Origin of the sequence: Pseudomonas sp. Au-Pse12 (assembly GCF_021341665.1) — a bacterium.
Classification (GTDB): domain Bacteria; phylum Pseudomonadota; class Gammaproteobacteria; order Pseudomonadales; family Pseudomonadaceae; genus Aquipseudomonas.
On the sequence record NZ_JAJTTH010000002.1, the window covers coordinates 266,577 to 288,710 of the forward strand.

At 62.3% G+C, this 22,134-nt stretch carries 18 protein-coding genes; 10 read left to right on the top strand and 8 right to left on the bottom strand.

The window, feature by feature from the left end:
- Nucleotides 1–230 precede the first annotated feature (230 nt).
- Entirely contained in the window at nt 231–1,577 is a 1,347-nt protein-coding gene (locus LXM55_RS05790) for an MFS transporter (protein WP_233319491.1), read from the bottom strand.
- A 288-nt stretch (nt 1,578–1,865) separates the two neighbouring features.
- Nucleotides 1,866–2,708, bottom strand: coding sequence for a pca regulon transcriptional regulator PcaR (pcaR, locus tag LXM55_RS05795; protein ID WP_016962563.1), 843 nt, complete (start codon nt 2,706–2,708; stop codon nt 1,866–1,868).
- Between the two features lie 685 nt (nt 2,709–3,393).
- Between pcaR and LXM55_RS05800 the strand changes: the two genes are divergently transcribed.
- Nucleotides 3,394–3,594 (top strand): hypothetical protein, encoded by a 201-nt coding sequence (locus LXM55_RS05800; protein ID WP_102861491.1) that lies wholly within the window; start codon nt 3,394–3,396, stop codon nt 3,592–3,594.
- Between the two features lie 377 nt (nt 3,595–3,971).
- A complete protein-coding gene (locus LXM55_RS05805) occupies nt 3,972–5,447 on the top strand; it encodes an inorganic phosphate transporter (protein WP_233319493.1) in 1,476 nt (491 codons plus the stop codon).
- A 134-nt stretch (nt 5,448–5,581) separates the two neighbouring features.
- Here the strand turns inward: LXM55_RS05805 and ccoM are convergent, their stop codons facing one another.
- Together ccoM and LXM55_RS05810 are read right to left on the bottom strand one after the other, a co-directional pair.
- Complete coding sequence (ccoM, locus tag LXM55_RS32505; RefSeq protein ID WP_015634423.1) at nt 5,582–5,698, bottom strand: cytochrome c oxidase subunit CcoM; 117 nt, start codon at nt 5,696–5,698, stop codon at nt 5,582–5,584.
- A 144-nt stretch (nt 5,699–5,842) separates the two neighbouring features.
- The gene (locus LXM55_RS05810; protein ID WP_092320233.1) at nt 5,843–6,004 is read right to left on the bottom strand and encodes a hypothetical protein; all 162 of its coding nucleotides are present in this window, start codon (nt 6,002–6,004) and stop codon (nt 5,843–5,845) included.
- Nucleotides 6,005–6,197: 193 nt separating this feature from the next.
- Between LXM55_RS05810 and LXM55_RS05815 the strand changes: the two genes are divergently transcribed.
- From LXM55_RS05815 to LXM55_RS05825, 3 genes are all read left to right on the top strand, one after another.
- A complete protein-coding gene (locus LXM55_RS05815) occupies nt 6,198–7,088 on the top strand; it encodes a LysR substrate-binding domain-containing protein (RefSeq protein ID WP_233319494.1) in 891 nt (296 codons plus the stop codon).
- An 88-nt stretch (nt 7,089–7,176) separates the two neighbouring features.
- Nucleotides 7,177–7,647, top strand: coding sequence for a RidA family protein (locus LXM55_RS05820; RefSeq protein WP_233319496.1), 471 nt, complete (start codon nt 7,177–7,179; stop codon nt 7,645–7,647).
- 5 nt (nt 7,648–7,652) lie between these two features.
- Complete coding sequence (locus LXM55_RS05825; protein ID WP_233319950.1) at nt 7,653–8,849, top strand: aminotransferase class V-fold PLP-dependent enzyme; 1,197 nt, start codon at nt 7,653–7,655, stop codon at nt 8,847–8,849.
- Here LXM55_RS05825 and LXM55_RS05830 read toward each other — a convergent pair.
- Entirely contained in the window at nt 8,846–9,187 is a 342-nt protein-coding gene (locus LXM55_RS05830) for an aspartate-semialdehyde dehydrogenase (RefSeq protein ID WP_233319498.1), read from the bottom strand. The genes LXM55_RS05825 and LXM55_RS05830 overlap by 4 nt on opposite strands.
- A 219-nt stretch (nt 9,188–9,406) precedes the next feature.
- Between LXM55_RS05830 and rapA the strand changes: the two genes are divergently transcribed.
- Nucleotides 9,407–12,256 carry an RNA polymerase-associated protein RapA gene (gene rapA, locus LXM55_RS05835; protein ID WP_233319499.1) on the top strand — a complete coding sequence of 950 codons (2,850 nt, stop codon included), beginning with the start codon at nt 9,407–9,409 and terminating at the stop codon, nt 12,254–12,256.
- 164 nt (nt 12,257–12,420) lie between these two features.
- On the opposite strand, the gene LXM55_RS05840 is transcribed toward rapA, so the two are convergent.
- Nucleotides 12,421–13,767, bottom strand: a complete 1,347-nt coding sequence (locus LXM55_RS05840) for a spinster family MFS transporter (protein WP_233319502.1) — start codon at nt 13,765–13,767, stop codon at nt 12,421–12,423.
- A 326-nt stretch (nt 13,768–14,093) separates the two neighbouring features.
- Here LXM55_RS05840 and LXM55_RS05845 point away from each other — a divergent pair, with 326 nt between their 5' ends.
- Both LXM55_RS05845 and LXM55_RS05850 read left to right on the top strand, forming a co-directional pair.
- Nucleotides 14,094–14,462, top strand: a complete 369-nt coding sequence (locus LXM55_RS05845) for a YkgJ family cysteine cluster protein (RefSeq protein WP_233319503.1) — start codon at nt 14,094–14,096, stop codon at nt 14,460–14,462.
- Between the two features lie 142 nt (nt 14,463–14,604).
- The gene (locus LXM55_RS05850) at nt 14,605–16,884 is read left to right on the top strand and encodes a putative bifunctional diguanylate cyclase/phosphodiesterase (protein ID WP_233319505.1); all 2,280 of its coding nucleotides are present in this window, start codon (nt 14,605–14,607) and stop codon (nt 16,882–16,884) included.
- On the opposite strand, the gene LXM55_RS05855 is transcribed toward LXM55_RS05850, so the two are convergent.
- Complete coding sequence (locus tag LXM55_RS05855; protein WP_233319506.1) at nt 16,775–17,671, bottom strand: NAD(P)-dependent oxidoreductase; 897 nt, start codon at nt 17,669–17,671, stop codon at nt 16,775–16,777. The two genes, LXM55_RS05850 and LXM55_RS05855, sit on opposite strands and share 110 nt — an antisense overlap.
- A 197-nt stretch (nt 17,672–17,868) precedes the next feature.
- Between LXM55_RS05855 and LXM55_RS05860 the strand changes: the two genes are divergently transcribed.
- On the top strand, nt 17,869–20,049 hold the full coding sequence (locus LXM55_RS05860; protein ID WP_233319508.1) for a hypothetical protein: 2,181 nt from the start codon (nt 17,869–17,871) through the stop codon (nt 20,047–20,049).
- 254 nt (nt 20,050–20,303) lie between these two features.
- Here the strand turns inward: LXM55_RS05860 and LXM55_RS05865 are convergent, their stop codons facing one another.
- A complete protein-coding gene (locus LXM55_RS05865) occupies nt 20,304–20,609 on the bottom strand; it encodes a DUF2288 domain-containing protein (RefSeq protein ID WP_233319511.1) in 306 nt (101 codons plus the stop codon).
- Nucleotides 20,610–20,948: 339 nt separating this feature from the next.
- On the opposite strand from LXM55_RS05865, the gene LXM55_RS05870 reads away from it, so the two are divergent.
- Nucleotides 20,949–22,076 carry a branched-chain amino acid ABC transporter substrate-binding protein gene (locus LXM55_RS05870; protein ID WP_233319513.1) on the top strand — a complete coding sequence of 376 codons (1,128 nt, stop codon included), beginning with the start codon at nt 20,949–20,951 and terminating at the stop codon, nt 22,074–22,076.
- Nucleotides 22,077–22,134: the final 58 nt, after the last annotated feature.

Here is a 22,134-nt window from a genome sequence, read left to right on the forward strand (position 1 = left end):
TCTGGGCGCGCCGCAGTGACTGAAGATTAAGCGGGAGCCAAACCCCAAACAATCCGATAATCGACTGAGCGTTCGATTATCGAACGCATTGTTGCGTGGCTATCGATTACTGCTCTCCCACCTCGCAACAACCCTGGCAGCCGGTTGTGACCGCCACCGCAAGTTGCGACCTTGCGGTGGGCCTTCAGGAGCAGCGGGCCCTGGGGCAGCGGCTACAGGGCAAGATGCCGTCAGGTCGCGTCTGCATGGCTGACCATGCCCTTGATCACCACGGCGGTGGTGGCCAACGCCGCTGGAATCACCAGGGCGGTCAGTACCTGTTCGAAGTTCCAGCCCAGGCCCAGCAGGGTCGCCCCCATCCAGGCGCCAAGGATCGCGCCGAAACGGCCGATGCCGAGCATCCAGGACACCCCGGTGGCCCGCCCCTGGGTCGGGTAGAAACGCGCCGCCAGGGACGGCATCGCCGATTGCGCGCCGTTGACGCACATGCCGGCAATCAGCACCAGGGTGGCGAGCAAGGTGATGTTGCCCAGGCTCTGACCCACGGCGTAGGCAAAGACCCCGGCCAGCAGGTAGAAACAGCCGATCACCTTGTGCGGATTGAAACGGTCCATGGCCCAGCCCACGGCTACGGCGCTGAGCACCCCGCCAAACTGGAACAGGGCGCCGATAAAGGCTGCCTGTTCCATGCTCGCGCCGCTGTCACGCATCAGGGTCGGTAACCAGCTGGTCAGCAGGTAGACGATCACCAGGCCCATGAAATAGGTCAGCCACAGCAGCAAAGTGCCCACGCTGTAAGTACCGGAGAAGATCACCGCGAACACGTTGCGCGCCTTCACCGTCTTCTGCTCGGGCACACTGAAACTGCCGGCTTCGCCGACGATGGCCGGGGCGATCGGCGCCAGGGTCTTGCGCACCTTGTCGGTGCCGCGATTGCGCACCACCAGGTAACGCGCCGACTCCGGCAACCAGACCACCAGCACCAGGGCCAGGATCAACGGCAGAACTCCGCCAATCAGCAGCAGGCTGTGCCAGCCGAAGGCCGGGATCAGCTTGGCGGAAATGAAGCCACCGCCGGCCATGCCCAGGTTGAAACCGCAGAACATGCTGGTCACCAGCAACGATTTGTGGCGCTCGGGGGTGTATTCCGACAGCAGCGTGGTGGCGTTGGGCATGCCCGCCCCCAACCCCAGGCCGGTGAGAAAGCGCAGGACCAGCAACTGGTCGACGTTGCTGCTGTAGGCCGATGCCAGGCTGAAGGCACCGAACAGCAGCACCGCCCCCACCAGCACCACCTTGCGCCCGAAACGGTCGGCCAGGGGCCCGGAGCCCAGGGCGCCGAAGACCATGCCGATCAATGCAGCGCTCATCACCGGCCCGAGGCTGGCGCGGTCGATGCCCCAGTCCTGGGACAGCGCCGGAGCGATAAAGCCCATGGCGGCGGTGTCCAGGCCATCAAGGAAGACAATCAGGAAACACAGGACCACCACGCGCCACTGATAACGGGACAGCGGCTGGGCATTGATGAAGGACTGCACATCAAGGCAGTTCCCTACAGCGGATTGGGGTTGGTTCATTGTTGTTATTTCCACGCTAAAACGCAGGCGAGCACAGGCCGCCAGAACTGATCAGGTCACATAAGGAAGTGGGGGTATCAGGCGATTCGAGCGGGGCGGCAGGAACGGTCGCGGCAACGACGCAGGGAAAGCGTGCTCATGAGTGTTGGCCTCTTCTTTATTATTGGGCGGGCCATCAGCGACGGGCAAAGGTGCCAGCTTGCCGCCGATGACGCTGCCGCGACATTAATGAGCCAGGGGAAACAGCGTCAATTCGCCAAAGGCGTATCTGTGCGTTTATCGAACAGCTTAAGCAAACAGCTGGGCACTGAGGTCGCGGCTGGCGCTCAACAATCCAGGAAGGAAACGTTGCTCCAGCTCGGCGCGGCTGACCCGTCCGGCGTGGGTGCTGACGTTCAGTGCCGCCAGCACCTGGCCCGATGCGTCGTACACCGGCACCGCGATGGAACGCAGGCCCTGCTCCAGTTCCTGATCGACGATGCACCAACCCTGCTGGCGAACTTGCTGCAGGCACTCCAGCAAGGCCTCGGGGGTATGCAGGGTGCGGCTGGTCTTGGCTTGCAGGTCCGCATGTTCGAGGTATTCGTGCAGCGACGAGTCATCCAGCGCGGCCAGCAGAATCCGCCCCATGGAGGTGCAATAGGCGGGCAAGCGCCCCCCCACCGACAGGTCGACCGAAATCAGCCGCTGGGTAGTGGCGGAGCGGGCAATGTAGAGAATGTCGTCGCCTTCCAGGGTGGCCATGTTGCAGGCTTCGTGCAGTTGCTCGCTCATGCGGTCCAGGTAGGGCTGGGCGGACACCGCCAGCGGAGTCGAGGACAAGTAGGCATGACCCAGGGTCAGCACCTTGGGCAGCAGCGAATAGGTACGCCCGTCGGTGGTGGCGTAACCCAGCTTGATCAGGGTGTGCAGGCAACGGCGTACCGCGGCCCGTGGAATTTCCGTGCGGTGACTGATCTGGGCAATGGTCAGATGCCGCTTGCGCTCCTGGAACGCCTGCACCACTGCCAGGCCTCGGGCCAGAGAGGTCATGAAATCCGGGTCACCGGTCAACGCCTGAATCCTCTTCGCCGCGGATGCCACGATCGGCGGGGCCACTGAGGTAAAGGAATTACGCATCTGATCGTTCATTTCAGGTTCTCTGCGACGAAATTCTTCCGTATTACAAGCCGTATTGGCGAAGCAGCACAAGCTGGGCCCGGCAACATTGTGCGATTATCGAACCGTCGACCGATAATCGCAATCCGGCATGCCGGGCACTGTCAGTTGTTGGCCCGAGCCTCTAGTACAAAAAGTCAGGCTGATAATCACCCATCGAAGGCTGGTTTATCCGGGGTGTTTTGCAATCGTCCACTTGCCTTAACAACAGAGTCACCCCATATAGATTTACGCCAGCGGAGTAAGAATGCGGCACTCCTCGCGTAGGAAATGATTAGAACTTTTGTGTCACAAATCGCTCACAATAAAGTTGGTCGTTTTAAACTTGTCGCCCGTAGAGTTATTCTTCGCCGTGGCTATACTGCCGGAACGGGAATGTGGAATCAGTTGCACATGCCCCTCAGCCGGGTGACTTCAAGCAGTAATCAGTCACCTGCCGCAAGCGCTTGACCCAAAACCAGATTCGGCCAACCCGCTTGCAATAAACAACACTGTTGCTACGACAGTCGTTTTCATCCGGTGACGTGGCCGCATGCAATTAACGGCACGCATGAGAGAGTCGAAGTCAAGGCCAGACAAGCAATGACTCCACCTCTGCGTAGATGCCCGCCAGCAATGCGTTGCACCGGATTGGACCTTCACTCAATTAGGTAACACTGTGACGAAAGACGAACTGCGCGCGGAACTTGAGCGCCAGGAACAACGTTACAAGGAAGTTTACGGCGGCGAGATCACCCGCTATGCCGCCCAGCCTGAACCCGAACGCAAACCGTGGCGCAAACGCGCAAGTATTCGCGATCAGGCATTCACTCAAGAGCTGCAAAAGATGGAAAAAGAGCTCAAGGCCGAACAACCATGATGCTCCCGGCCTGACTCATTCAGGGCTTGCTCTACTTGCCCGCCCGCTCACCCTGGCGGCCAGGCAGACCATTGATGCTCGCAACCCCGAGCCCATTGCCACCTCGCCCACCCGCAGCGAGAAAGGCGACCGGGCAGGCCCTTTGCTTGAAATTTCATACAAGCGTTTTAACCCCCCGTTTTCAGTGGCCAAGCCACCGGATTGGCGGCTTTCCCCCAATAAACTCAATGACTTGCAGCGCCTGACAGGAATCAGCGAAATCTCTGCTCTCGGTCAGTTTTTTCGTTGAAGAATGTTACCGGTGAGCACCTTGTGCATTGATTAGCAGGGTTTTCTGGCATAATCGCGCCCCCTTATGACCGGGTCAGAAAACCTTCATGATCGATTTATTCAGCGGACTGGATGCTTGGGTGCTTGTGAGCCTCTTGCTCGCCCTGGCTTTTGTCCTCGCCTACGAGTTCATCAACGGCTTTCATGACACCGCAAATGCGGTTGCCACTGTTATCTACACCAAGGCCATGCCGCCGCACCTGGCCGTGTTCTTTTCCGGTGTGTTCAATTTCCTCGGCGTGCTGCTGGGCGGGGTCGGCGTAGCCTATGCCATCGTCCACCTGCTGCCGGTCGAGCTGCTGATCAACGTCAACACCGGCCACGGCCTGGCCATGGTCTTCTCGTTGCTGGCCGCGGCCATCACCTGGAACCTGGGCACCTGGTACTTCGGTATTCCCGCCTCCAGCTCCCACACCCTGATCGGCTCGATCCTCGGCGTCGGCCTGGCCAATGCCCTGCTCAACGACATTCCCCTGGGCGATGGCGTGAACTGGCAGAAGGCAATCGATATCGGCGCTTCCCTGGTGTTCTCGCCGATGGCGGGCTTCATTATTGCAGCGCTGGTATTGATCGGCCTGAAGTGGTGGCGTCCGATCTCGAAGATGCACAAGACCCCGGAACAGCGCCGCAAGGTCGATGACAAGAAGCATCCGCCGTTCTGGAACCGCCTGGTGCTGGTGATCTCGGCCATGGCCGTGAGCTTCGTCCACGGCTCCAACGATGGCCAGAAAGGCATCGGCCTGATCATGCTGGTGCTCATTGGTATCGTGCCTGCGCAGTTCGTGATGGACCTCAACAGCACCACCTACCAGATCGAACGAACCCGCGACGCGACCCTGCACCTGAGCCAGTTCTATCAGCGCAATCACGAGTCCCTGGGCGAGTTCCTGGCCCTGGGCAAAAGCGTGAAAGACGACCTGCCGGGCAAATTCCGTTGCAACCCGCAACAGACCGAGCCGACCATCAATGCCCTGCTGAGCAGCCTCAAGGGGGTTTCCGACTACCATTCGCTGTCGCCGGAAAGCCGCATTGAGGTACGTCGCTACCTGCTCTGCCTGGACGACACGGCGAAGAAAGTCGGCAAGCTGCCAGACATCACTGCCCGTGAAAAGGCCGACCTGGACAAGCTGCGCAAGGACCTGACCGCCACCACCGAGTACGCACCATTCTGGGTGATCCTGGCCGTCGCTCTGGCCCTGGGCCTGGGCACCATGATCGGCTGGAAGCGCGTGGTACTGACCATCGGCGAGAAGATCGGCAAGCAAGGCATGACCTATGCCCAAGGCATGTCGGCGCAGATTACCGCGGCGGGCCTGATCGGCCTGGCGAACATCTTCAGCCTGCCGGTCTCCACCACCCACGTACTCTCCTCCGGCGTCGCCGGGACCATGGTCGCCAACAAGAGCGGCCTGCAAGGCGGTACGGTGAAAACCATCCTCCTGGCCTGGGTCCTGACCCTGCCAGCGACCGTGGCCTTGTCCGCCAGCCTGTTCTGGGCGGCCTCGAAGATCCTGGGAACCTGACCCCCCAGTTGCCAAGAAAAAAGGTGCGCCCCTCGGGACGCACCTTTTTTTATGCCCTGAACGTTTCGACAGGCAAAAAAAAGGGCAACCGAAGTTGCCCAAAATGCCTTGCGTGCTCGTTGCCCTGGAAAGACTTAAGGCTTCTTGCGCTTATTCGCGTCTTTCCAGATAAAGAATCCAAACCCTGCGAAAAACAGAACCATGAGGCCGACAGTCAGCACTCCGGCGATCACCACATTGTCGAAAAACATGACTGGCCTCCTGCTCTTGCCCTGTTGCGATGGGGCTAAGTTAACCAAAGAGGCGGCGGGGAAAATTGACCGGGGTCAATGTCGCCCATGACTGGGCGCGAGGAAGGGGGAATAACTGACCTGTATCAACAGAAAACGCCCAATTCAGCGCTTTTTCGGTTTGTTTTTCGGCTTTTTCTTGGCTTTGCCCAACGGCATGGCCTGTTCGAATGCCTGACGCACTTCATTCAGGCGCTTTTCATTGAGGTCATGCACGCGCTTGGCGCGCTCGGCAGTCAGGTCGATCAGTTTGTCGTCTTGATTCATGGCTTGGCTTGCATCACTCGAAGTCAATATCGACCGCACGGTCTGGAACCCGGGGCGGCCTTGGCGAATGTGCCAATAATGCGACGCGGCGCCGCACCTGACCAGTGATCAGACCAACGCGAATGCAATAAAGTCGCTGCCGGAAAGATTTTTTATCCGCACAATGGCCGCCCCCACCCACAGGAAAGCGGATGTGCAAACGCCCCAGCACCTGCCCCCCCTACTGGCCCTGCGCGCCTTCGAGGCCGTGGCCCGCCACCTGAGTTTCAGCAAGGCGGCCCGGGAGCTGTGTGTCAGCCAGAGCGCGATCAGCCATCAAGTGCACAAGCTCGAACAGCACCTGGGCCAGCCACTGTTTGTGCGGCGCACCCGCGCCATCGACCTGAGCACCGCTGGCGCCACCTATTACCAGCAGATCCAGCCGGCCCTGGAGCAGATCGCCGCAGCCACCCGGTCACTGCTGGCCGCGGAGCCGCCTCGGGTGCTGCGCGTTGGCCTGCTGGCGTCCTTCGCCACCTTGTGGCTGGCCCCGCGCCTGGCGGACTTCAGCCGCCGTCACCCGGAGATCCAGCTGGAGCTGCAACCGGCAATCGACCTGGCGGATGTGACCGGGGCCGAGGTCGACCTGGCCATTCGCTACGGCAAGGGCAACTGGCCCAAGGTCGAGGCCAGGCGCTTTCTCGCCGAACAGCTGTCGCCGGTGTGCAGCCCGGAGTTCAAGGCCCGCGCCCTGGCCAATGGCACCTTGCTGATGGCCCGTTCCCACCGGCCCTTTGAGTGGGACGACTGGAGCAGGCAGAACAGGCTCGACCTCGGCACCCACCCCAGCGTCATGCTCCACGACTACAACATCGTGGTGGAAGCGGCCGTGGCCGGCCAAGGCATCGCCATGGGCCGCCGTCAGTTGATCCGGCGCCACCTCGCCCAAGGTAGCCTGGTGGATGCCTTCGACCTGCCCTCCCTGCGCAGCCCTGACATCGGCTACTGGCTGGTGACCGCCGAAGGCGCAGCCAATCCGTCAGCCGAGTGTTTTGCACGTTGGTTAATGGAGCAGGGGCTAATGGAACAGGGCCGCGACACATGAGAAATTCAGATACGTCGGATTAGAACTATCCGTTTGTCGCCCCAGGAGCGAACACCGATGCTGCAAGCCTTTCATTCGAGGACTTGCCATGAGCGACTCTCTGCAGCAACGAGTGCAACAACTGGGTCTTGAACTGCCGCGCCCCAGCCAGCCGATCGCCAACTACGTCAACCATGCCCGCAGCCAGAACCTGCTGTTCATCTCCGGGCAGACGCCGTCGGCCGAGGAGCATCCGCAGTTGCTTGGCCGGCTCGGTGACAACCTCAGCGTCGAGCAAGGCGCCCAGGCCGCAGAACTGGCGGCTCTGGCCCTGCTGGCGCAACTGTCGGCGGCCCTGGGTGATGACCTGTCACGGCTGCAACGCATCAGTCGGCTGGGGGTGTTCATCGCCGCCAGCGCCGACTTCAAGCACCATGGCCAGGTCGCCAATGGGGCCTCCAACCTGCTGGTCAATGCCTTGGGCGAGAAGGGCCGGCATGCCCGCACCTCGGTGGGCGTCGCCAGCCTGCCCGCCGGTGTCGCGGTGGAGGTCGACGGGATTTTCGAGCTCAAGCCGTGAAGCCCCTGGGCCTGGAGCAGATCTCCCGGTTGCGGGCCGCCACGCCGGGGTGTGCCCGGGTCTGCCATTTCAATCATGCTGGGGCTTCATTGCCCAGCCAGGGCACCCTGGACGCCATGCTGGGGCAACTGCAACGCGAAGCGCACAGCGGGCCGATGGAAGCCGCCCGCCATGGCGCGCAGTGGCAAGAACAAGCGCGGCAAGCCGCGGCCCGTGTGCTCAACACCTGCCCGCAAGCGATTGCCTTTGCCAGCAGCGGCTCGGCGGCCTGGAGCATGGCTTTCCACGCCCTGCCCGCCTGGCAACCGGGAGACCGGATCCTCGTGGGGCGCCAGGAATGGGCCGGCAACCTGGCCTGCATGGCCCCGGCCCTGGCGGCCGGCGTGCGGCTGGAGGTGATTCCCTGCGACAGCCAGGGCGCGGTTTCAGTCGAGGCGCTGCAATCCATGCTCGACACCCGGGTGCGGCTGATCGCCCTGACCTGGCTGCCGGCCAACGGCGGGCTGATCAACCCGGCAGCCGCCATCGGCCAGCTGGCGCGCCAATGGCGCATCCCCTATTTCATCGACGCCGCCCAGGCTGTGGGCCAGATGCCTTGTGACGTGCAGGCGCTGGGCTGCGATGTGCTCAAGGCCGCCGGGCGCAAATACCTGCGCGGCCCTCGGGGCACGGCCCTGCTCTATATACGGCCAGGCTTCCTCGAACAGCTCAACCCGCTGCCACGGGACGTCTTGTCGGCCCCCTGGGACGGCCAGGGCTTCGCCCTGCGCAACGATGCCCGACGCTTTGAAACCAGTGAAGTGTCGATGGTGCTGCTGGCCGGGCTGGCCAATGCCCTGCAGGAACTGGAGCACATTGGCATTGATGCCATCGCCCAGCGGATCCGGATGCTGAGCGACCGCGTACGCCGGGGGCTGGAGCGTTTGCCCGGCGTGCAACTCCGGGACCTGGGCCGCCCAGGGCAGCAATCGGCCTTGATCGCCTTCACCCTCGAAGGCTGGGACGGGCTGACGCTGAAGGAGGAGCTGGCGCGCCGCGACATCAACATTGGCGCCAATGGCATTCACTACACACCGCTGGACATGCAGGCCCGGGGCCTCGGTGACATTGCCCGGATCGCGGTGAGTTATTTCAATACAGAAGAGGAAATCGAGCGCCTGTTGCAGGCCCTCGCGGAACTGGCGCAAGCCAAGCGGTCCTAGACTTCGACATCCACCCACAGGCCTTGGCGCGGGGCGTCTTCAATCAGCGGCGCCACCGGCACGGTGTTGTCGGCGTTCAATTCGTCACCGGGCACCGCCAGGTGCTGCTCCGGGTCTTCCTCGGCCTCACGCTCACGCCGCTGCTTCTGTTGCTGGCGTCGTTGCTCCTCGCGCAGCAGCAGGGCGGACTCCTCGGGGTCGCGCTTTTGCAGGTCGATGGTGCTTTCGTTGGAGCTTTCCTGCACCGGCACCACAGGTGGAATGTCCGGTCGCTGGCGGACCGGATCCTGCTGGGCGGTGATGGGCACGGCACTCAAGGGGAGCATCGGTGGCAACATATTATGGTTCTCCTGTCGGCAGGCTGTCGGCTGCGGCATGGGCGACTTGAGCCATCGGTCGCAAAAGTGTGACCCAGTCGTCAGCCGATAGTGCCCTGCCACCCGACGAATGCACGCCGTACGCTACCTTTTAATCCAGGCGTTTTTATCAGAGTTCTTTGGACTGGAAGCGTCGTTCCGTTAAGATAGTCGGCTTTTTCAAAGCGGGAGTCAGGCAGCATGGCGCAGCAGTATCAACCGGGGCAACGCTGGATTAGTGACAGCGAAGCCGAGCTGGGTTTAGGCACCGTTCTGGCACAGGACGGTCGCTTGCTGACCGTGCTCTATCCGGCCACTGGCGACACCCGCCAGTATGCGCTACGGAATGCGCCCCTCACTCGCGTGAGGTTCTCTCCAGGTGACAGCATCACCCACTTCGAAGGCTGGAAAATGACCGTACAGGAAGTCGACGATGTCGACGGCCTGCTGGTCTACCACGGCCTCAATGGGCAGAACGAAGCCGTCACCCTGCCGGAAACCCAACTGTCGAACTTCATCCAGTTCCGTCTGGCCAGCGACCGTCTGTTCGCCGGGCAGATCGATCCGCTGGCCTGGTTCTCCCTGCGCTACCACACCCTGGAACACACCAGCCGCCAGCTGCAATCCTCGCTCTGGGGCCTGGGTGGCGTGCGCGCCCAACCCATCGCCCACCAGCTGCACATTGCCCGTGAAGTGGCCGATCGCATCGCGCCGCGGGTCCTGCTGGCGGACGAAGTGGGCCTGGGCAAGACCATCGAGGCCGGCCTGGTGATCCATCGCCAACTGCTCTCGGGTCGCGCCAGCCGGGTGCTGATCCTGGTGCCGGAAAACCTCCAGCACCAGTGGCTGGTGGAAATGCGCCGGCGCTTCAACCTGCAAGTGGCGCTGTTCGACGAAGAGCGTTTCATCGAAAGCGATGCCAGCAACCCGTTCGAAGACACCCAGCTGGCCCTGGTGGCCCTGGAATGGCTGGTGGACGACGAGAAGGCCCAGGACGCGCTGTTCGCCGCCGGTTGGGACCTGATGGTCGTCGACGAAGCCCACCACCTGGTGTGGCACGAAGATCAGGTCAGCCCGGAATACGCCCTGGTGGAACAACTGGCCGAAACCATCCCCGGCGTGCTGCTGTTGACCGCAACCCCGGAACAACTGGGCCAGGACAGCCACTTCGCCCGTTTGCGCCTGCTGGACCCGAACCGTTTCCACGACCTCGCGGCGTTCCGCGCCGAGAGCGAAAACTACCGCCCGGTGGCCGAAGCCGTGCAGGAGCTGCTGGACAAAGGCCGCCTGTCTGCCGAAGCGCACAAGACCATCCACGGCTTCCTCGGCAACGAAGGCGAAGCCCTGCTGGCCGCGGTCAACGACGGCGACAGCGAAGCCAGCGCGCGCCTGGTGCGTGAGCTGCTGGACCGCCACGGCACCGGCCGCGTGCTGTTTCGCAACACCCGCGCCGCCGTGCAGGGTTTCCCGGAGCGCAAGCTGCATGCCTACCCGCTGCCGTGCCCGGACGAATACCTGGAACTGCCGCTGGGCGAACACGCCGAGCTGTACCCGGAAGTCAGCTTCCAGGCGCTGCCCGAGGCCAGCGACGAAGAACAGCGCTGGTGGAAATTCGACCCGCGGGTCGAATGGCTGATCGACCAGCTGAAAATGCTCAAGCGCACCAAGGTCCTGGTGATCTGCGCCCACGCGGAAACCGCCATGGACCTGGAAGACGCCCTGCGCGTGCGCTCCGGGATCCCGGCCACGGTGTTCCACGAAGGCATGAACATTCTCGAACGCGACCGCGCGGCGGCCTACTTCGCCGACGAAGAGTTCGGCGCCCAGGTGCTGATCTGCTCGGAAATCGGCAGTGAAGGCCGCAACTTCCAGTTCGCCCACCACCTGGTGCTGTTCGATCTGCCATCGCACCCGGACCTGCTGGAACAGCGGATCGGCCGTCTGGACCGGATCGGCCAGAAACACGTGATCGAATTGCACGTGCCGTACCTGGAAACCAGCCCGCAAGAGCGCCTGTTCCAGTGGTACCACGAAGCCCTGAATGCCTTCCTCAACACCTGCCCGACCGGCAACGCCCTGCAGCACCAGTTCGGCCCGCGCCTGCTGCCGCTGCTGGAAAATGCCGACGACGGCGAGTGGCAAGCGCTGATCGACGAAGCCCGTGGCGAACGCGAGCGCCTGGAAGCCGAACTGCACACCGGCCGCGACCGCCTGCTGGAGCTCAACTCCGGCGGTGCCGGCGAAGGCGATGCGCTGGTCGAGGCGATTCTTGAGCAAGACGACCAGTTCGCCCTGCCGATCTACATGGAAACCCTGTTCGACGCCTTCGGTATCGACAGCGAAGACCACTCGGAAAACGCCCTGATCCTCAAGCCCAGCGAGAAGATGCTCGACGCCAGCTTCCCCCTGGGCGACGACGAAGGCGTGACCATCACTTACGACCGCAACCAGGCGCTGTCCCGCGAGGACATGCAGTTCATCACCTGGGAACACCCGATGGTGCAGGGCGGCATGGACCTGGTGCTGTCCGGTTCCATGGGCAACACCGCCGTGGCGCTGATCAAGAACAAGGCGCTGAAACCCGGCACCGTGCTGCTTGAGCTGCTGTACGTCAGTGAAGTGGTCGCTCCACGCTCGTTGCAACTGGGCCGCTACCTGCCACCGGCCGCCCTGCGCTGCCTGCTGGATGCCAACGGCAACGACCTGTCGCCACGGGTGGCCTTCGAGACCCTGAACGACCAGTTGGAAAGCGTGCCCAAGGCCAGCGCCAACAAGTTCATCCAGGCCCAGCGCGACCAGCTGGCACCGAAGATCAACGCTGGCGAAGCCAAGGTCGCACCGCGTCACGCCGAGCGCGTGGCCGAGGCGCAACGCCGCCTGGCAGCCGACACCGAGGAAGAACTGGCGCGCCTGACCGCGTTGCAGGCAGTCAACCCGACGGTTCGTGACAGCGAGTTGGTGGCCTTGCGCAAACAGCGCGAACAGGGCCTGGCCATGCTGGAAAAGGCCGCCCTGCGTCTGGAAGCGATCCGGGTGCTGGTGGCGGGCTGATTGCCCGGCTCCTCCTGCTGCACAAAAGGCCCGCATCATGCGGGCCTTTTTTTTCACCTGCCCTGCGTAGGAGCGGGCTTGCCCGCGAAGGCACTCCTCGCAGCAGCACCCCGCCTCAACGCCTCTTTCACCCTCTTCGCCGGCAGATGGAGCGGTACGCAAGCTCAGACTGCCAGCGCATTCGCCCCAGGCGCGGCCAGCGCCAAACCGTCCTTCATGCGCTGGGAGTCGCTGACAAAGCAGCGGGCGGCCTGAAACAGAAACAGCAAAGTCAGGAACAGCGCCACCGGAATCAGGTACATGGCGTCGTGCAGGCCGATGGCCTTGAACTCCTCGGTCATCAACTGCGCACCTGCGGCGTACATCGCCGAGTGGGCGAAATGGTCCGACAGCGCACCGACCACCACCGGCCCCAGGCCGCCGCCCAGCAAGTACAGGCCGGCGAAGAACAGGGCCATGGCGGTGGCCCGCAAGCGCGGCTCGACCACATCCTGCAGGGCGGTGTAGACGCAGGTGTAGAAGTTGTAGGCAAACAGCCAGCCGACACTGAACACGGCCACGAACACCCCGATCTCGACTCGCCCGGCATGCAGCGCCCAGGCGGTGGCCAGGGTCGAGATGATCAGGCTGCAGGCAGCGAACAGCAGGCGACCGTTGGCAATCCGCTGATGGATCTTGTCGGCGAACCAGCCCCCCAGGGTCAGCCCCACCAGGCCGGTGACGCCAACGATCAGCCCGGTGGCCATCGCCGCCTCCTGCAAGGGCATGAGGAAGTAACGCTGGAGCATCGGCACCAGGAACGAGTTGCAGGCGTAAGTGGCGAAATTGAAAGTCAGCCCGGCCAGGGTCAGCCAGAGAAAGGTCGGTATCGCCAGCACCCGGCGGATCGGTCGGTCGATAGGCACTTGCGCCACCTTCACCGTTTCCGCCGCGCCGCGCTTGGGCTCCTTGATGAAGAACATGAACACCGCCAGCACCAGCCCCGGCACCGCGGCAATGAAGAACGGTGCCCGCCAGCTGTCGAAGGCCTTGACCATGGCGCCGATGGTGAAGAACGCCAGCACCAGCCCCAGGGGCAGGCCGAGCATGAAGATGCCCATGGCCCGGGCCCGGCGGTGAGCGGGGAACAGGTCGCCGATCAGCGAGTTGGCGGCCGGCGCGTAGCTGGCCTCGCCAATGCCCACGCCCATGCGCACCAGCAGAAAGCTCCAGAAACTGCCGACCATGCCGTTGACCGCGGTCAGCCCGCTCCACACCGCCAGGCCCCAGCCCATCAGCTTGCTGCGCGAGCCGGTGTCGGCCAGGCGCCCCAGGGGCAAGCCGGCGATGGCGTAGACGATGGTGAAGGCGGTGCCGATGATCCCCAGTTGGAAGTCACTCAGGTGCCACTCCATGCGGATTGGCTCGATGATGATGGCCGGAATGGTGCGGTCGAAAAAGTTGAACAGGTTTGCCAAAAACAACAGGAACAGAATGCGCCAGGCATTTGCCGCTTGAGTCGAATTATCCATGGATCGATCTCTTTTATTGTTATTGGGCCAGACGCGAGCGAGCCTGGAAGCTGCAATCTAGTCAGCCCCGGGGCAACTGTCTGTGATTATTCGCCAGCCTGATATCGAACCATCGCAACCCGGTTCCCGGCTCTGGCCTGGAGGCGCCCGAATCCTTTGCCGAGCCATCCGCCACAGCCCCGCCACCCGGGCGTTTCCGAGCTTTTTCAAGGGCTTGGCCGAGGCTGAAAAAATACCTCGCGCCCCCCCTTCCCAAGGCCAATGGGAAGCCTAGAATAGCCGCCTTGCCTGCCCCCTTACCCTTCCCTCTCCCGTTGAATACGCCTATGTCCGAAGCCAGTCCGTGTCTGAATTGCGGTGCCTGCTGTTCATACTTTCGTGTGTCTTTTTTCTGGGGCGAATGCGCCTCATCCGGCGGTACGGTTCCCGACGATCTGGTGCAGAGCATCAGCCCCACTCGGGTGGCCATGCTCGGCACCGACTGCAAATCGCCACGCTGCATCTCCCTTGAAGGCGAGGTCGGCCAACGCGTGAGCTGCTCAATTTATGAGCAGCGCTCGAGCCCATGCCGAGAGTTCGAAGCCTCCTGGGTCGACGGTCAGCACAACAGCGATTGCGACGCCGCCCGCGCCGCCTTCGGCCTGGCGCCCCTGGAACCTGCGGACATCGAGCCCTGGTACGAGGAAAGCGCTTAGCCGTTTTGGCGATAGACCCCATAAGCAAATCATTGGAAGCAATGTGCCACCTTCGATGGCAGCCAGCAGGTGCCTTCTATACTCCAGGCACTTGTTGGCGCGCGGCTTGGCCAACCCCGGATGACTCAGAGATGGGCAGGCGATGGACTGGCTGGGCGTGCACTTCATTAACGAGCTTGCAGATGCCGGGCACGTGGTCCTGCAATGCACCCACAACCCGGTCCTGGTGCTACTGGCCTACCTGGTAGCCTGCGCCGCCTGCTTCGCCACCCTGGACATGGCCGAGCGTGTCAGCCATGCCGAACAGCCGGCCAGCCAACGCCTGTGGCGCTGGGTCGGCGCCTGTTGCCTGGCCGGCGGTATCTGGGCCATGCATTTCATCGCCATGCTGGCGTTCGAGGCGCCGCTGGCCATCCACTACGACCTGCCGCTGACCCTGCTGTCGCTGCTGATCGCACTGAGCGCCGCCTGGCTGGCGATGAACACCCTGGGCCACGCACAGTTGCCGCCATGGCGCTACGGCATCGCTTCGCTATGGATCGGCCTGGGCATCGCCGCCATGCACTACGTCGGCATGGCGGCCATGCGCAGCAGCGCCAGTCTGTATTACGACCCCTTGCTGATGACCCTCTCGGTGCTGCTGGCGATCGCTTGCAGCCTGGCCGCGCTGCTGCTGTCGCGGCACCTGCGCGAAGGCAGCGGCATGTTCCACCAGTTGCTCAAGTACGCCAGCAGCCTGGTACTGGGGGGCGCCATCGTGCTCGTGCACTTCACCGGCATCTGGGCCATGACCCTGGTCTTGCCCGCCGGCAGCGTGCCGGCGCCCATGGCGCCCAACGAACACCTGCAACTGGGCCTGACCCTGAGCGTGATCGCGCTCTTGATCATCGGCAGCGGCATCAGCGCGGCCCTCGCCGACAAGAAGCTGCAGCACAAGGAGCGCGACCTGCGCCGGGTCAACGCCTTGCTTTCGCAACTGGACCAGGCCCGGGCCTCACTGCAGCAGGTGGCCCACTACGACGCCCTGACCAACCTGATCAACCGCCGTGGCTTCAACCAGCTGTTCGCCGAAAAGCTCATCGAAAAAACCACCTTCGGCGGCATGCTGGCCGTGATGTTCCTCGACATCGACCACTTCAAGCGCATCAACGACAGCCTCGGCCACGATGCCGGGGACGAGCTGCTGAAAGTCATCGCCGCGCATATCAAGAGCTCCACCCGTAGCCACGAGGACGTGGTGGCGCGCCTCGGCGGCGACGAGTTCTGCATCCTGGTCAACCTGTATGAGCGTGAAGAGGCCCGGCAAATGGCCCAGCGCATCATGCTGAAGATGAAGGAACCGATCGAATTGGGGGGCCGGCGCATGGTGATGACCACCAGCATCGGCATCAGCGTGTTCCCCGATGACGGCAAGACCTGCGAGGAGCTGCTGAAGAACGCCGACCTGGCCCTGTATCAATCCAAGGACAGCGGGCGCAACAGCCTGCATTTCTTCAGTTCCAACCTCAAGACCCGGGCCACCCTGGAGCTGCAACTGGAAGAAGAGTTGCGCAACGCCCTGCGCGACGACCAGGGCCTGCTGCTGTATTACCAGCCGATCTACGACCTCAAGAGCGCCAGGGTCACCAAGCTGGAGGCGCTGATCCGCTGGCAGCATCCGCAACACGGCTTGCTGAGCCCGGAGCGCTTCATCTCCATCGCCGAAGCCAACGGCATGATCGCCGAGCTGGACAATTGGGTCCTGCGCAAGGCCTGCGCGGACCTCGCCTACCTGTCGCGCCATGGCTGTGGCGAACTGAAGATCGCGGTCAACTGTTCGGCACTGAACCTGACCCGTGAAGAGCTTGCCGGGGAAATCGAAAGTGCCCTGCGCGAGGCCCATGTGGCGCCGCAGCGGCTGGAACTGGAAGTCACGGAAAACGCCCTGATGGGCAATATCGCCAGCACCCTGGCGCTGCTCAAGCAGATCCGCGGGTTGGGCGTGTCGCTGTCGATCGACGACTTTGGCACCGGCTATTCATCCCTGGCTTACTTGAAGCGCCTGCCGCTGAACACCCTGAAGATCGATCGCTCGTTCATCCAGGACATTCCCAGGTCGACCCAGGACATGGAGATCGTCCAGGCGATCATCATCATGGCCCACACCCTGCACTTGCAGGTGGTTACCGAGGGCGTGGAAACCCTGGAACAGCAGCAGTGCTTCGAAGGCTTCGGCTGCGACTACCTGCAGGGCTACCTGTTGAGCCGCCCGGTGCCGTTGCTGGAGTTGCGCGGGGTGCTGGACGAACTCGACCAGCGCCACATCGCCCCCGTCAATCTGCGGACGCCGGGTCCCGATAGAGATGCACCAGGGTCGCCGGGTCCTGTTCCAGATAGCCCTGCCCACCATGCAGACGCATCAACTGCGCAGCTAACCCGCTGATCGGTGTCGCCGAACCCTGTTCACGGGAAAATTTCACCGCGCCATCCAGATCCTTGAGCAAGGTGCGCACGTGCCATTTCACCGGTTCGAAACGGCTTTCGGCCATTTGCGGAGCGAGAATCTGCAAGGGTTTGGAGTCGGCAAAGCCACCGGCCAGGGCCTCGGCGATCCGCTTGGCGTCCACGCCCGAACGTTCGGCCAGGGCCACCACTTCCGCGATCACCAGGGCGTTGCAGGCGACGATCATCTGGTTGCAGGCCTTGGTCACCTGGCCGGCGCCCACCGCCCCCATGTGCGTGACCCGCTGCCCCAATGCCAGCAACACCGGGCGCACCCGTTCAACGTCTGCCGGCGCACCCCCGACCATGATCGCCAGGCTACCGGCCTCGGCGCCCGGAGTACCGCCGGAAACCGGCGCATCGACCCAGGCCATGCCCTTGCTACGGGCCAGTTCGGCGGCCATTTCCCGGGTTGCGGTGGGTTCCAGGCTGGACAGGTCCAGCAGCAACTGCCCGGCCCGCGCGCCCTCGGCAATGCCTCCCGGGCCAAACACCACGTCGCACACCACCTCGGTATTGGCCAGGCACAACAGCACCAGGTCCGCGTGTTCGCAGAGCTGCGCCGGTGCGGCTACTTGTCGCGCCCCGGCGGCCACCAGGGGCGCGCATTTTTCCGGGTTGCGGTTCCACACCGCCAGCGGATAGCCCGCCGCCAGCAGCCGGCGGCACATCGGCAGCCCCATCAGGCCGATTCCGGCAAACCCGAGCGAAGGTAACGCTGACATCATATTGCCCTCATTTGATTAAAGATCACCGAATACTGGCCGATTCATCATGATTCAGGAAAGGATTCCCCCGAGCGTCGCTCAGAGAAAACCTGACGCCCAGGGCAAAATTCGCGCTCCATGCAGCGGCGAGGTCCCATTCCGTGATGGTTCGACGACACCTCGTCCGCGAGCCAACCTGACCAGGCATATGGCGCACAATGACTTCTAAAAATAATCCTGCCAACGCAGTCTCCGAGATGACGCTGACCTCCCCCACCACTAGCCCCTCAGACCCGAAGCCATTGTCCAGTTCACGCCCCCTGTCGACCCAGCAGTACCTGTATTTCACCGAAACCAACACCGACCGCATCCTCGACAACCTCGATGGCCTGCGCGATTCCGTGTTCCCGCGCCCGCCGCACCTGGAAGACGAGCAGGAAAACCGCCGCGACCAGGAATTCCCATCGGTGTGCCTGATCGGCCTGGGCCGCTGCGGCTCCAACATCGCCCTGGATGTGGCGGAGCTGGTGTACAACGCCCGCAAGTTCTACCTCAACGAATTCAATAACGAAGACAAGGTCTACGAAGGCGGCTACAGCCCCGCGCAGTGGATTCGCCAGAACCTGCGCCTGGGCCAGAGCAAGGCCAGCAAGCCGGTGTTCCTGGTGGAACCACTGGTGATGCTCGGCGACCTGGACAAGGACATCGCCGGGCGCATCCGCTTCTCGCGCAAGGGCGAAAAGAGCGGCTTCATCCGCGACTACAGCAAGATGAAGATCATGGACCTCTCGGAAGTCCACGCCGGTGGCGCCGGTAACGCGCCGATCCTCGGCCAGTACCTGGCCAAGATCATCCTCAACAAGGACACCCAGCGCTTCTCCAGCCCCGACTGGAAGATGATCCACTCCTACCTGATCGATTCCTGCGGGATCAAGGCCAACCAGTCGCGCCTGTACTTCTCGATCTTCAGCGCCGGCGGCGGTACCGGTTCGGGCATGGCCTCGGAGTTCGGCCTGGCCCAGCAGTACTCGTACATGAACAAAACCTTCGACACCAAGCCGATGGACGAGCACGACAGCAAGAGCGGGCACTCCTTCGTCTTCGAGCCGATCTTCACCAGCGGCATCTGCGTGTTGCCGAACATTTCGGACCACCGCAGCGAAATGTCCGAGGCGCTGCATATCAACGCCGGCCGCCTGCTGTGCAAATACCTTTCGGAAGAGTGGGACTTCTCCTACAACTTCGACAATGAAGACAGCAGCGAAGCCAGCGTCATGGGACGGATTCGCCCGTGGAACGCGATGATGCTGATCTCCAACGACATCATGCGTTACGCCGAAGAAAGCGATGACGGCAACATCCAGAACATCGACGTCAACGCCATGGAGAAGCACGCCAACCAGTACATCTCCCAGCAGATATTCAACATCCTCACCGCCCAGGCGGTGACCACCGACTACGACCAGAACTACTTCCGGCGCGCCGGCATCGACATCGGCGAGACCATCCGCCTGGACGCCAACGACCTGTTCATGAGCCTGGCCGGCCCGGTGGCGATCGCCTACGCCGAATCCGTGGTGCCGGAGCAACCGGTGCCCACCGGCGACAAGTTCAAGGTGTTCGAGAAAGAGCCGCAGCGCCTGAACATCGACGACCTGTTCTTCCGCTCCATCGACCTGCCGCACTTCAACAAGGTGACCCAGGCCATCGAGGGCATCAGCCTGCTGCCGATCGAATCCAAGCGCTATCGCGCGGCGTTGGAGCAGTACAAGGCTTCCGGCTATGACGCGGCGGCGCTGCATGACCTGCACTTCTTCAAGAACTGCTCGTCGGTGGTGTCGATCGTGTCCCTGCCCAAGGACTACAAGCTGTCGTACATGGACCTGAACCGGCTCAAGACCCACCTCAACAGCCTGTTCCCCAACACCACCCTCAAGCGCTATGCGCTGGTGATCGGCGCCTCGGCCAACCTCTCGCTGACCACCCTGATCGCCAAGAGCCCGTGCCTGTCGGACGACTTCCTGACCCTGATCGTGGCCTTTATCAAGCGTTGCTTTGCGCGCAACCCGTACCGTTTCGACGACACCCTGGACAACTCGGTACTGGATTTCATCGTCAGCGACCATTTCGATGAAGACCGCATCGACGATCTGCTCAACGAATTCGAGAACCCGGCGAAGATCCTCGACACCAACTGGTACGCGATCAAGCCGATGTACGAGAAGAAGTACCGCGAGCTGATCAACGACAAGGACAAGTTCGTCTCGATCAACGACATCCGCCTGTCCCGGGATTGCGTGAAGAAGGCCATCAAGTACCTGCGGGAAATCTACCGTCACCGCATCGGCAAGACCCGGGTCATCTCCCTCAATAGCCACACGGGCAAGACCGACCATTAAGAAGCGCTGCGCCGACGAGCCGGCTCCTGCAGAGTGTAGGAGTCGGCTCGTCGGCGAATGGGTTATTGGCTCACACCACGAAACAATTAAGCAGCTCGTCGGACCGACTTGAAACTGTGCCCCTTCCGTGAACGTCACCCTGGCTGAAACCCTTGTGGGGCCTTTCTCTACGGCAAGATGCCATCACGGGATTCACGGTTACTCGGCTACACACTTTTGTCCGACAAATTAGCGCACCAGATCGGCGCACGCCTTCAGCGCGGCGCCCTCTCCTGGGTCAGAATCCAGGGCGAGACCACCACTGCCCAGAGCTCGGGATCACGCTCGAACAGGTCCGATGCCCGCGTCGCAGACAGTTTTTCCAGCTTCCCTTCGGCCAGCCAGGCCGCCACTTTTTCCGCCTGATTCTCGGCCACGGCCTGGGCTGCCTCGATCAGATCCAGGTCGGCCTCGACCCACAATAGGGCACCCTTGGCAAAGAACGGCTCCAGTTCCTTCCAGCTGATAGATGCGGTCTCACCAAGCAGCTTGGCATAGAGGGTGCTAGGTTCTTGAGTCATGGGACTGTCCAGAAATGAAATCGGCGCAATCATAACGTCGGTGCCCTGGCAGAAAAACCCAGAAGCAAACGCGACACCGATCGAGAAGCTCAGAAGCGCCAGGGACTGACGCCGAACCGGGCGCAAGCCACGCCGCAAATCTGTCTTTTTCTTTCAATTAAGCGACACCCCGCGTTTTTGCCCCCAGCAGCCAGCTTTTCAAGCGAACAACCGGCGCTCTACACTGTACCGGTACAGTTGCCAGGGGCATTTCCGACGGGTATTCGAGAAATATCTGATTCGGTTCTGCGACCAAGGCCGCCGGAACTATAAAAATTACAACAGTAAGAGTGGAGCACTATGAATAAGGCTACTAAGCAGATTTCCAAACTGTTTGCCGCTATGGTCCTGGCCGGTGTTGCCAGCCATTCGTTCGCAGCTGACACCATCAAGATCGGCATCGCCGGCCCCAAGACCGGCCCGGTAGCCCAGTACGGCGACATGCAGTTCAGTGGCGCAAAAATGGCCATCGAACAGATCAACGCCAAGGGCGGCGTCAACGGCAAGAAGCTCGAAGCCGTTGAATACGATGACGCCTGCGACCCTAAACAAGCCGTGGCGGTGGCCAACAAAGTGGTCAACGATGGCGTCAAGTTCGTGGTCGGCCACCTCTGCTCCAGCTCCACTCAACCGGCTTCCGACATCTACGAAGACGAAGGCGTGGTGATGATCACCCCCGCCGCCACCAGCCCGGACATCACTGCCCGTGGTTACAAGATGGTGTTCCGCACCATCGGCCTGGACAGCGCCCAGGGCCCTGCCGCCGGTAACTACATCGCTGACCACGTGAAGCCGAAAATCGTCGCCGTGCTCCACGACAAACAGCAATACGGTGAAGGCATCGCCACCGCCGTGAAGCAGACCCTGGAGAAGAAAAACACCAAGGTCGCCGTGTTCGAAGGCATCAACGCCGGCGACAAGGACTTCTCTTCGCTGATCGCCAAGCTCAAGCAGGCCAATGTCGACTTCGTCTACTACGGCGGCTACCACCCAGAGCTGGGCCTGCTCCTGCGCCAATCCCAGGAAAAAGGCCTGAAGGCCAAGTTCATGGGTCCGGAAGGCGTGGGTAACGACTCCATTTCGCAGATCGCCAAGGACGCTTCCGAAGGCCTGCTGGTCACCCTGCCGAAATCCTTCGACCAGGACCCGGCCAACGTTGCCCTGGCTGACGCGTTCAAGGCCAAGAAAGAAGACCCGAGCGGTCCTTTCGTATTCCCTTCCTACTCCGCTGTTGAGGTTATCGCTGGCGCCATCACCAACGCCAAGAGCGAAGACGCGGCCAAGGTGGCTGAAGCCATCCACGCCGGCACCTTCAAGACCCCGACCGGCGACCTGAGCTTCGACGCCAAGGGCGACTTGAAAGACTTCAAATTCGTGGTCTACGAGTGGCACTTCGGCAAGCCTAAAACCGAAGTTTCTCCTCAGTAAGGCGCGGCCTGACTGACTGCCAATAAAGCCCACGGCTCGCCGTGGGCTTTGTTTTACG

Excerpts from the sequence above, each read along its gene's own strand:
- LXM55_RS05790 (WP_233319491.1), bottom strand. The coding sequence starts at position 1,577 with ATGAACCAACCCCAATCCGCTGTAGGGAACTGCCTTGATGTGCAGTCC.
- pcaR (WP_016962563.1), bottom strand. The coding sequence starts at position 2,708 with ATGAACGATCAGATGCGTAATTCCTTTACCTCAGTGGCCCCGCCGATC.
- LXM55_RS05805 (WP_233319493.1), top strand. The coding sequence starts at position 3,972 with ATGATCGATTTATTCAGCGGACTGGATGCTTGGGTGCTTGTGAGCCTC.
- ccoM (WP_015634423.1), bottom strand. The coding sequence starts at position 5,698 with ATGTTTTTCGACAATGTGGTGATCGCCGGAGTGCTGACTGTCGGCCTC.
- LXM55_RS05810 (WP_092320233.1), bottom strand. The coding sequence starts at position 6,004 with ATGAATCAAGACGACAAACTGATCGACCTGACTGCCGAGCGCGCCAAG.
- LXM55_RS05820 (WP_233319496.1), top strand. The coding sequence starts at position 7,177 with ATGAGCGACTCTCTGCAGCAACGAGTGCAACAACTGGGTCTTGAACTG.
- LXM55_RS05830 (WP_233319498.1), bottom strand. The coding sequence starts at position 9,187 with ATGTTGCCACCGATGCTCCCCTTGAGTGCCGTGCCCATCACCGCCCAG.
- rapA (WP_233319499.1), top strand. The coding sequence starts at position 9,407 with ATGGCGCAGCAGTATCAACCGGGGCAACGCTGGATTAGTGACAGCGAA.
- LXM55_RS05840 (WP_233319502.1), bottom strand. The coding sequence starts at position 13,767 with ATGGATAATTCGACTCAAGCGGCAAATGCCTGGCGCATTCTGTTCCTG.
- LXM55_RS05845 (WP_233319503.1), top strand. The coding sequence starts at position 14,094 with ATGTCCGAAGCCAGTCCGTGTCTGAATTGCGGTGCCTGCTGTTCATAC.
- LXM55_RS05850 (WP_233319505.1), top strand. The coding sequence starts at position 14,605 with ATGGACTGGCTGGGCGTGCACTTCATTAACGAGCTTGCAGATGCCGGG.
- LXM55_RS05855 (WP_233319506.1), bottom strand. The coding sequence starts at position 17,671 with ATGATGTCAGCGTTACCTTCGCTCGGGTTTGCCGGAATCGGCCTGATG.
- LXM55_RS05860 (WP_233319508.1), top strand. The coding sequence starts at position 17,869 with ATGACTTCTAAAAATAATCCTGCCAACGCAGTCTCCGAGATGACGCTG.
- LXM55_RS05865 (WP_233319511.1), bottom strand. The coding sequence starts at position 20,609 with ATGACTCAAGAACCTAGCACCCTCTATGCCAAGCTGCTTGGTGAGACC.
- LXM55_RS05870 (WP_233319513.1), top strand. The coding sequence starts at position 20,949 with ATGAATAAGGCTACTAAGCAGATTTCCAAACTGTTTGCCGCTATGGTC.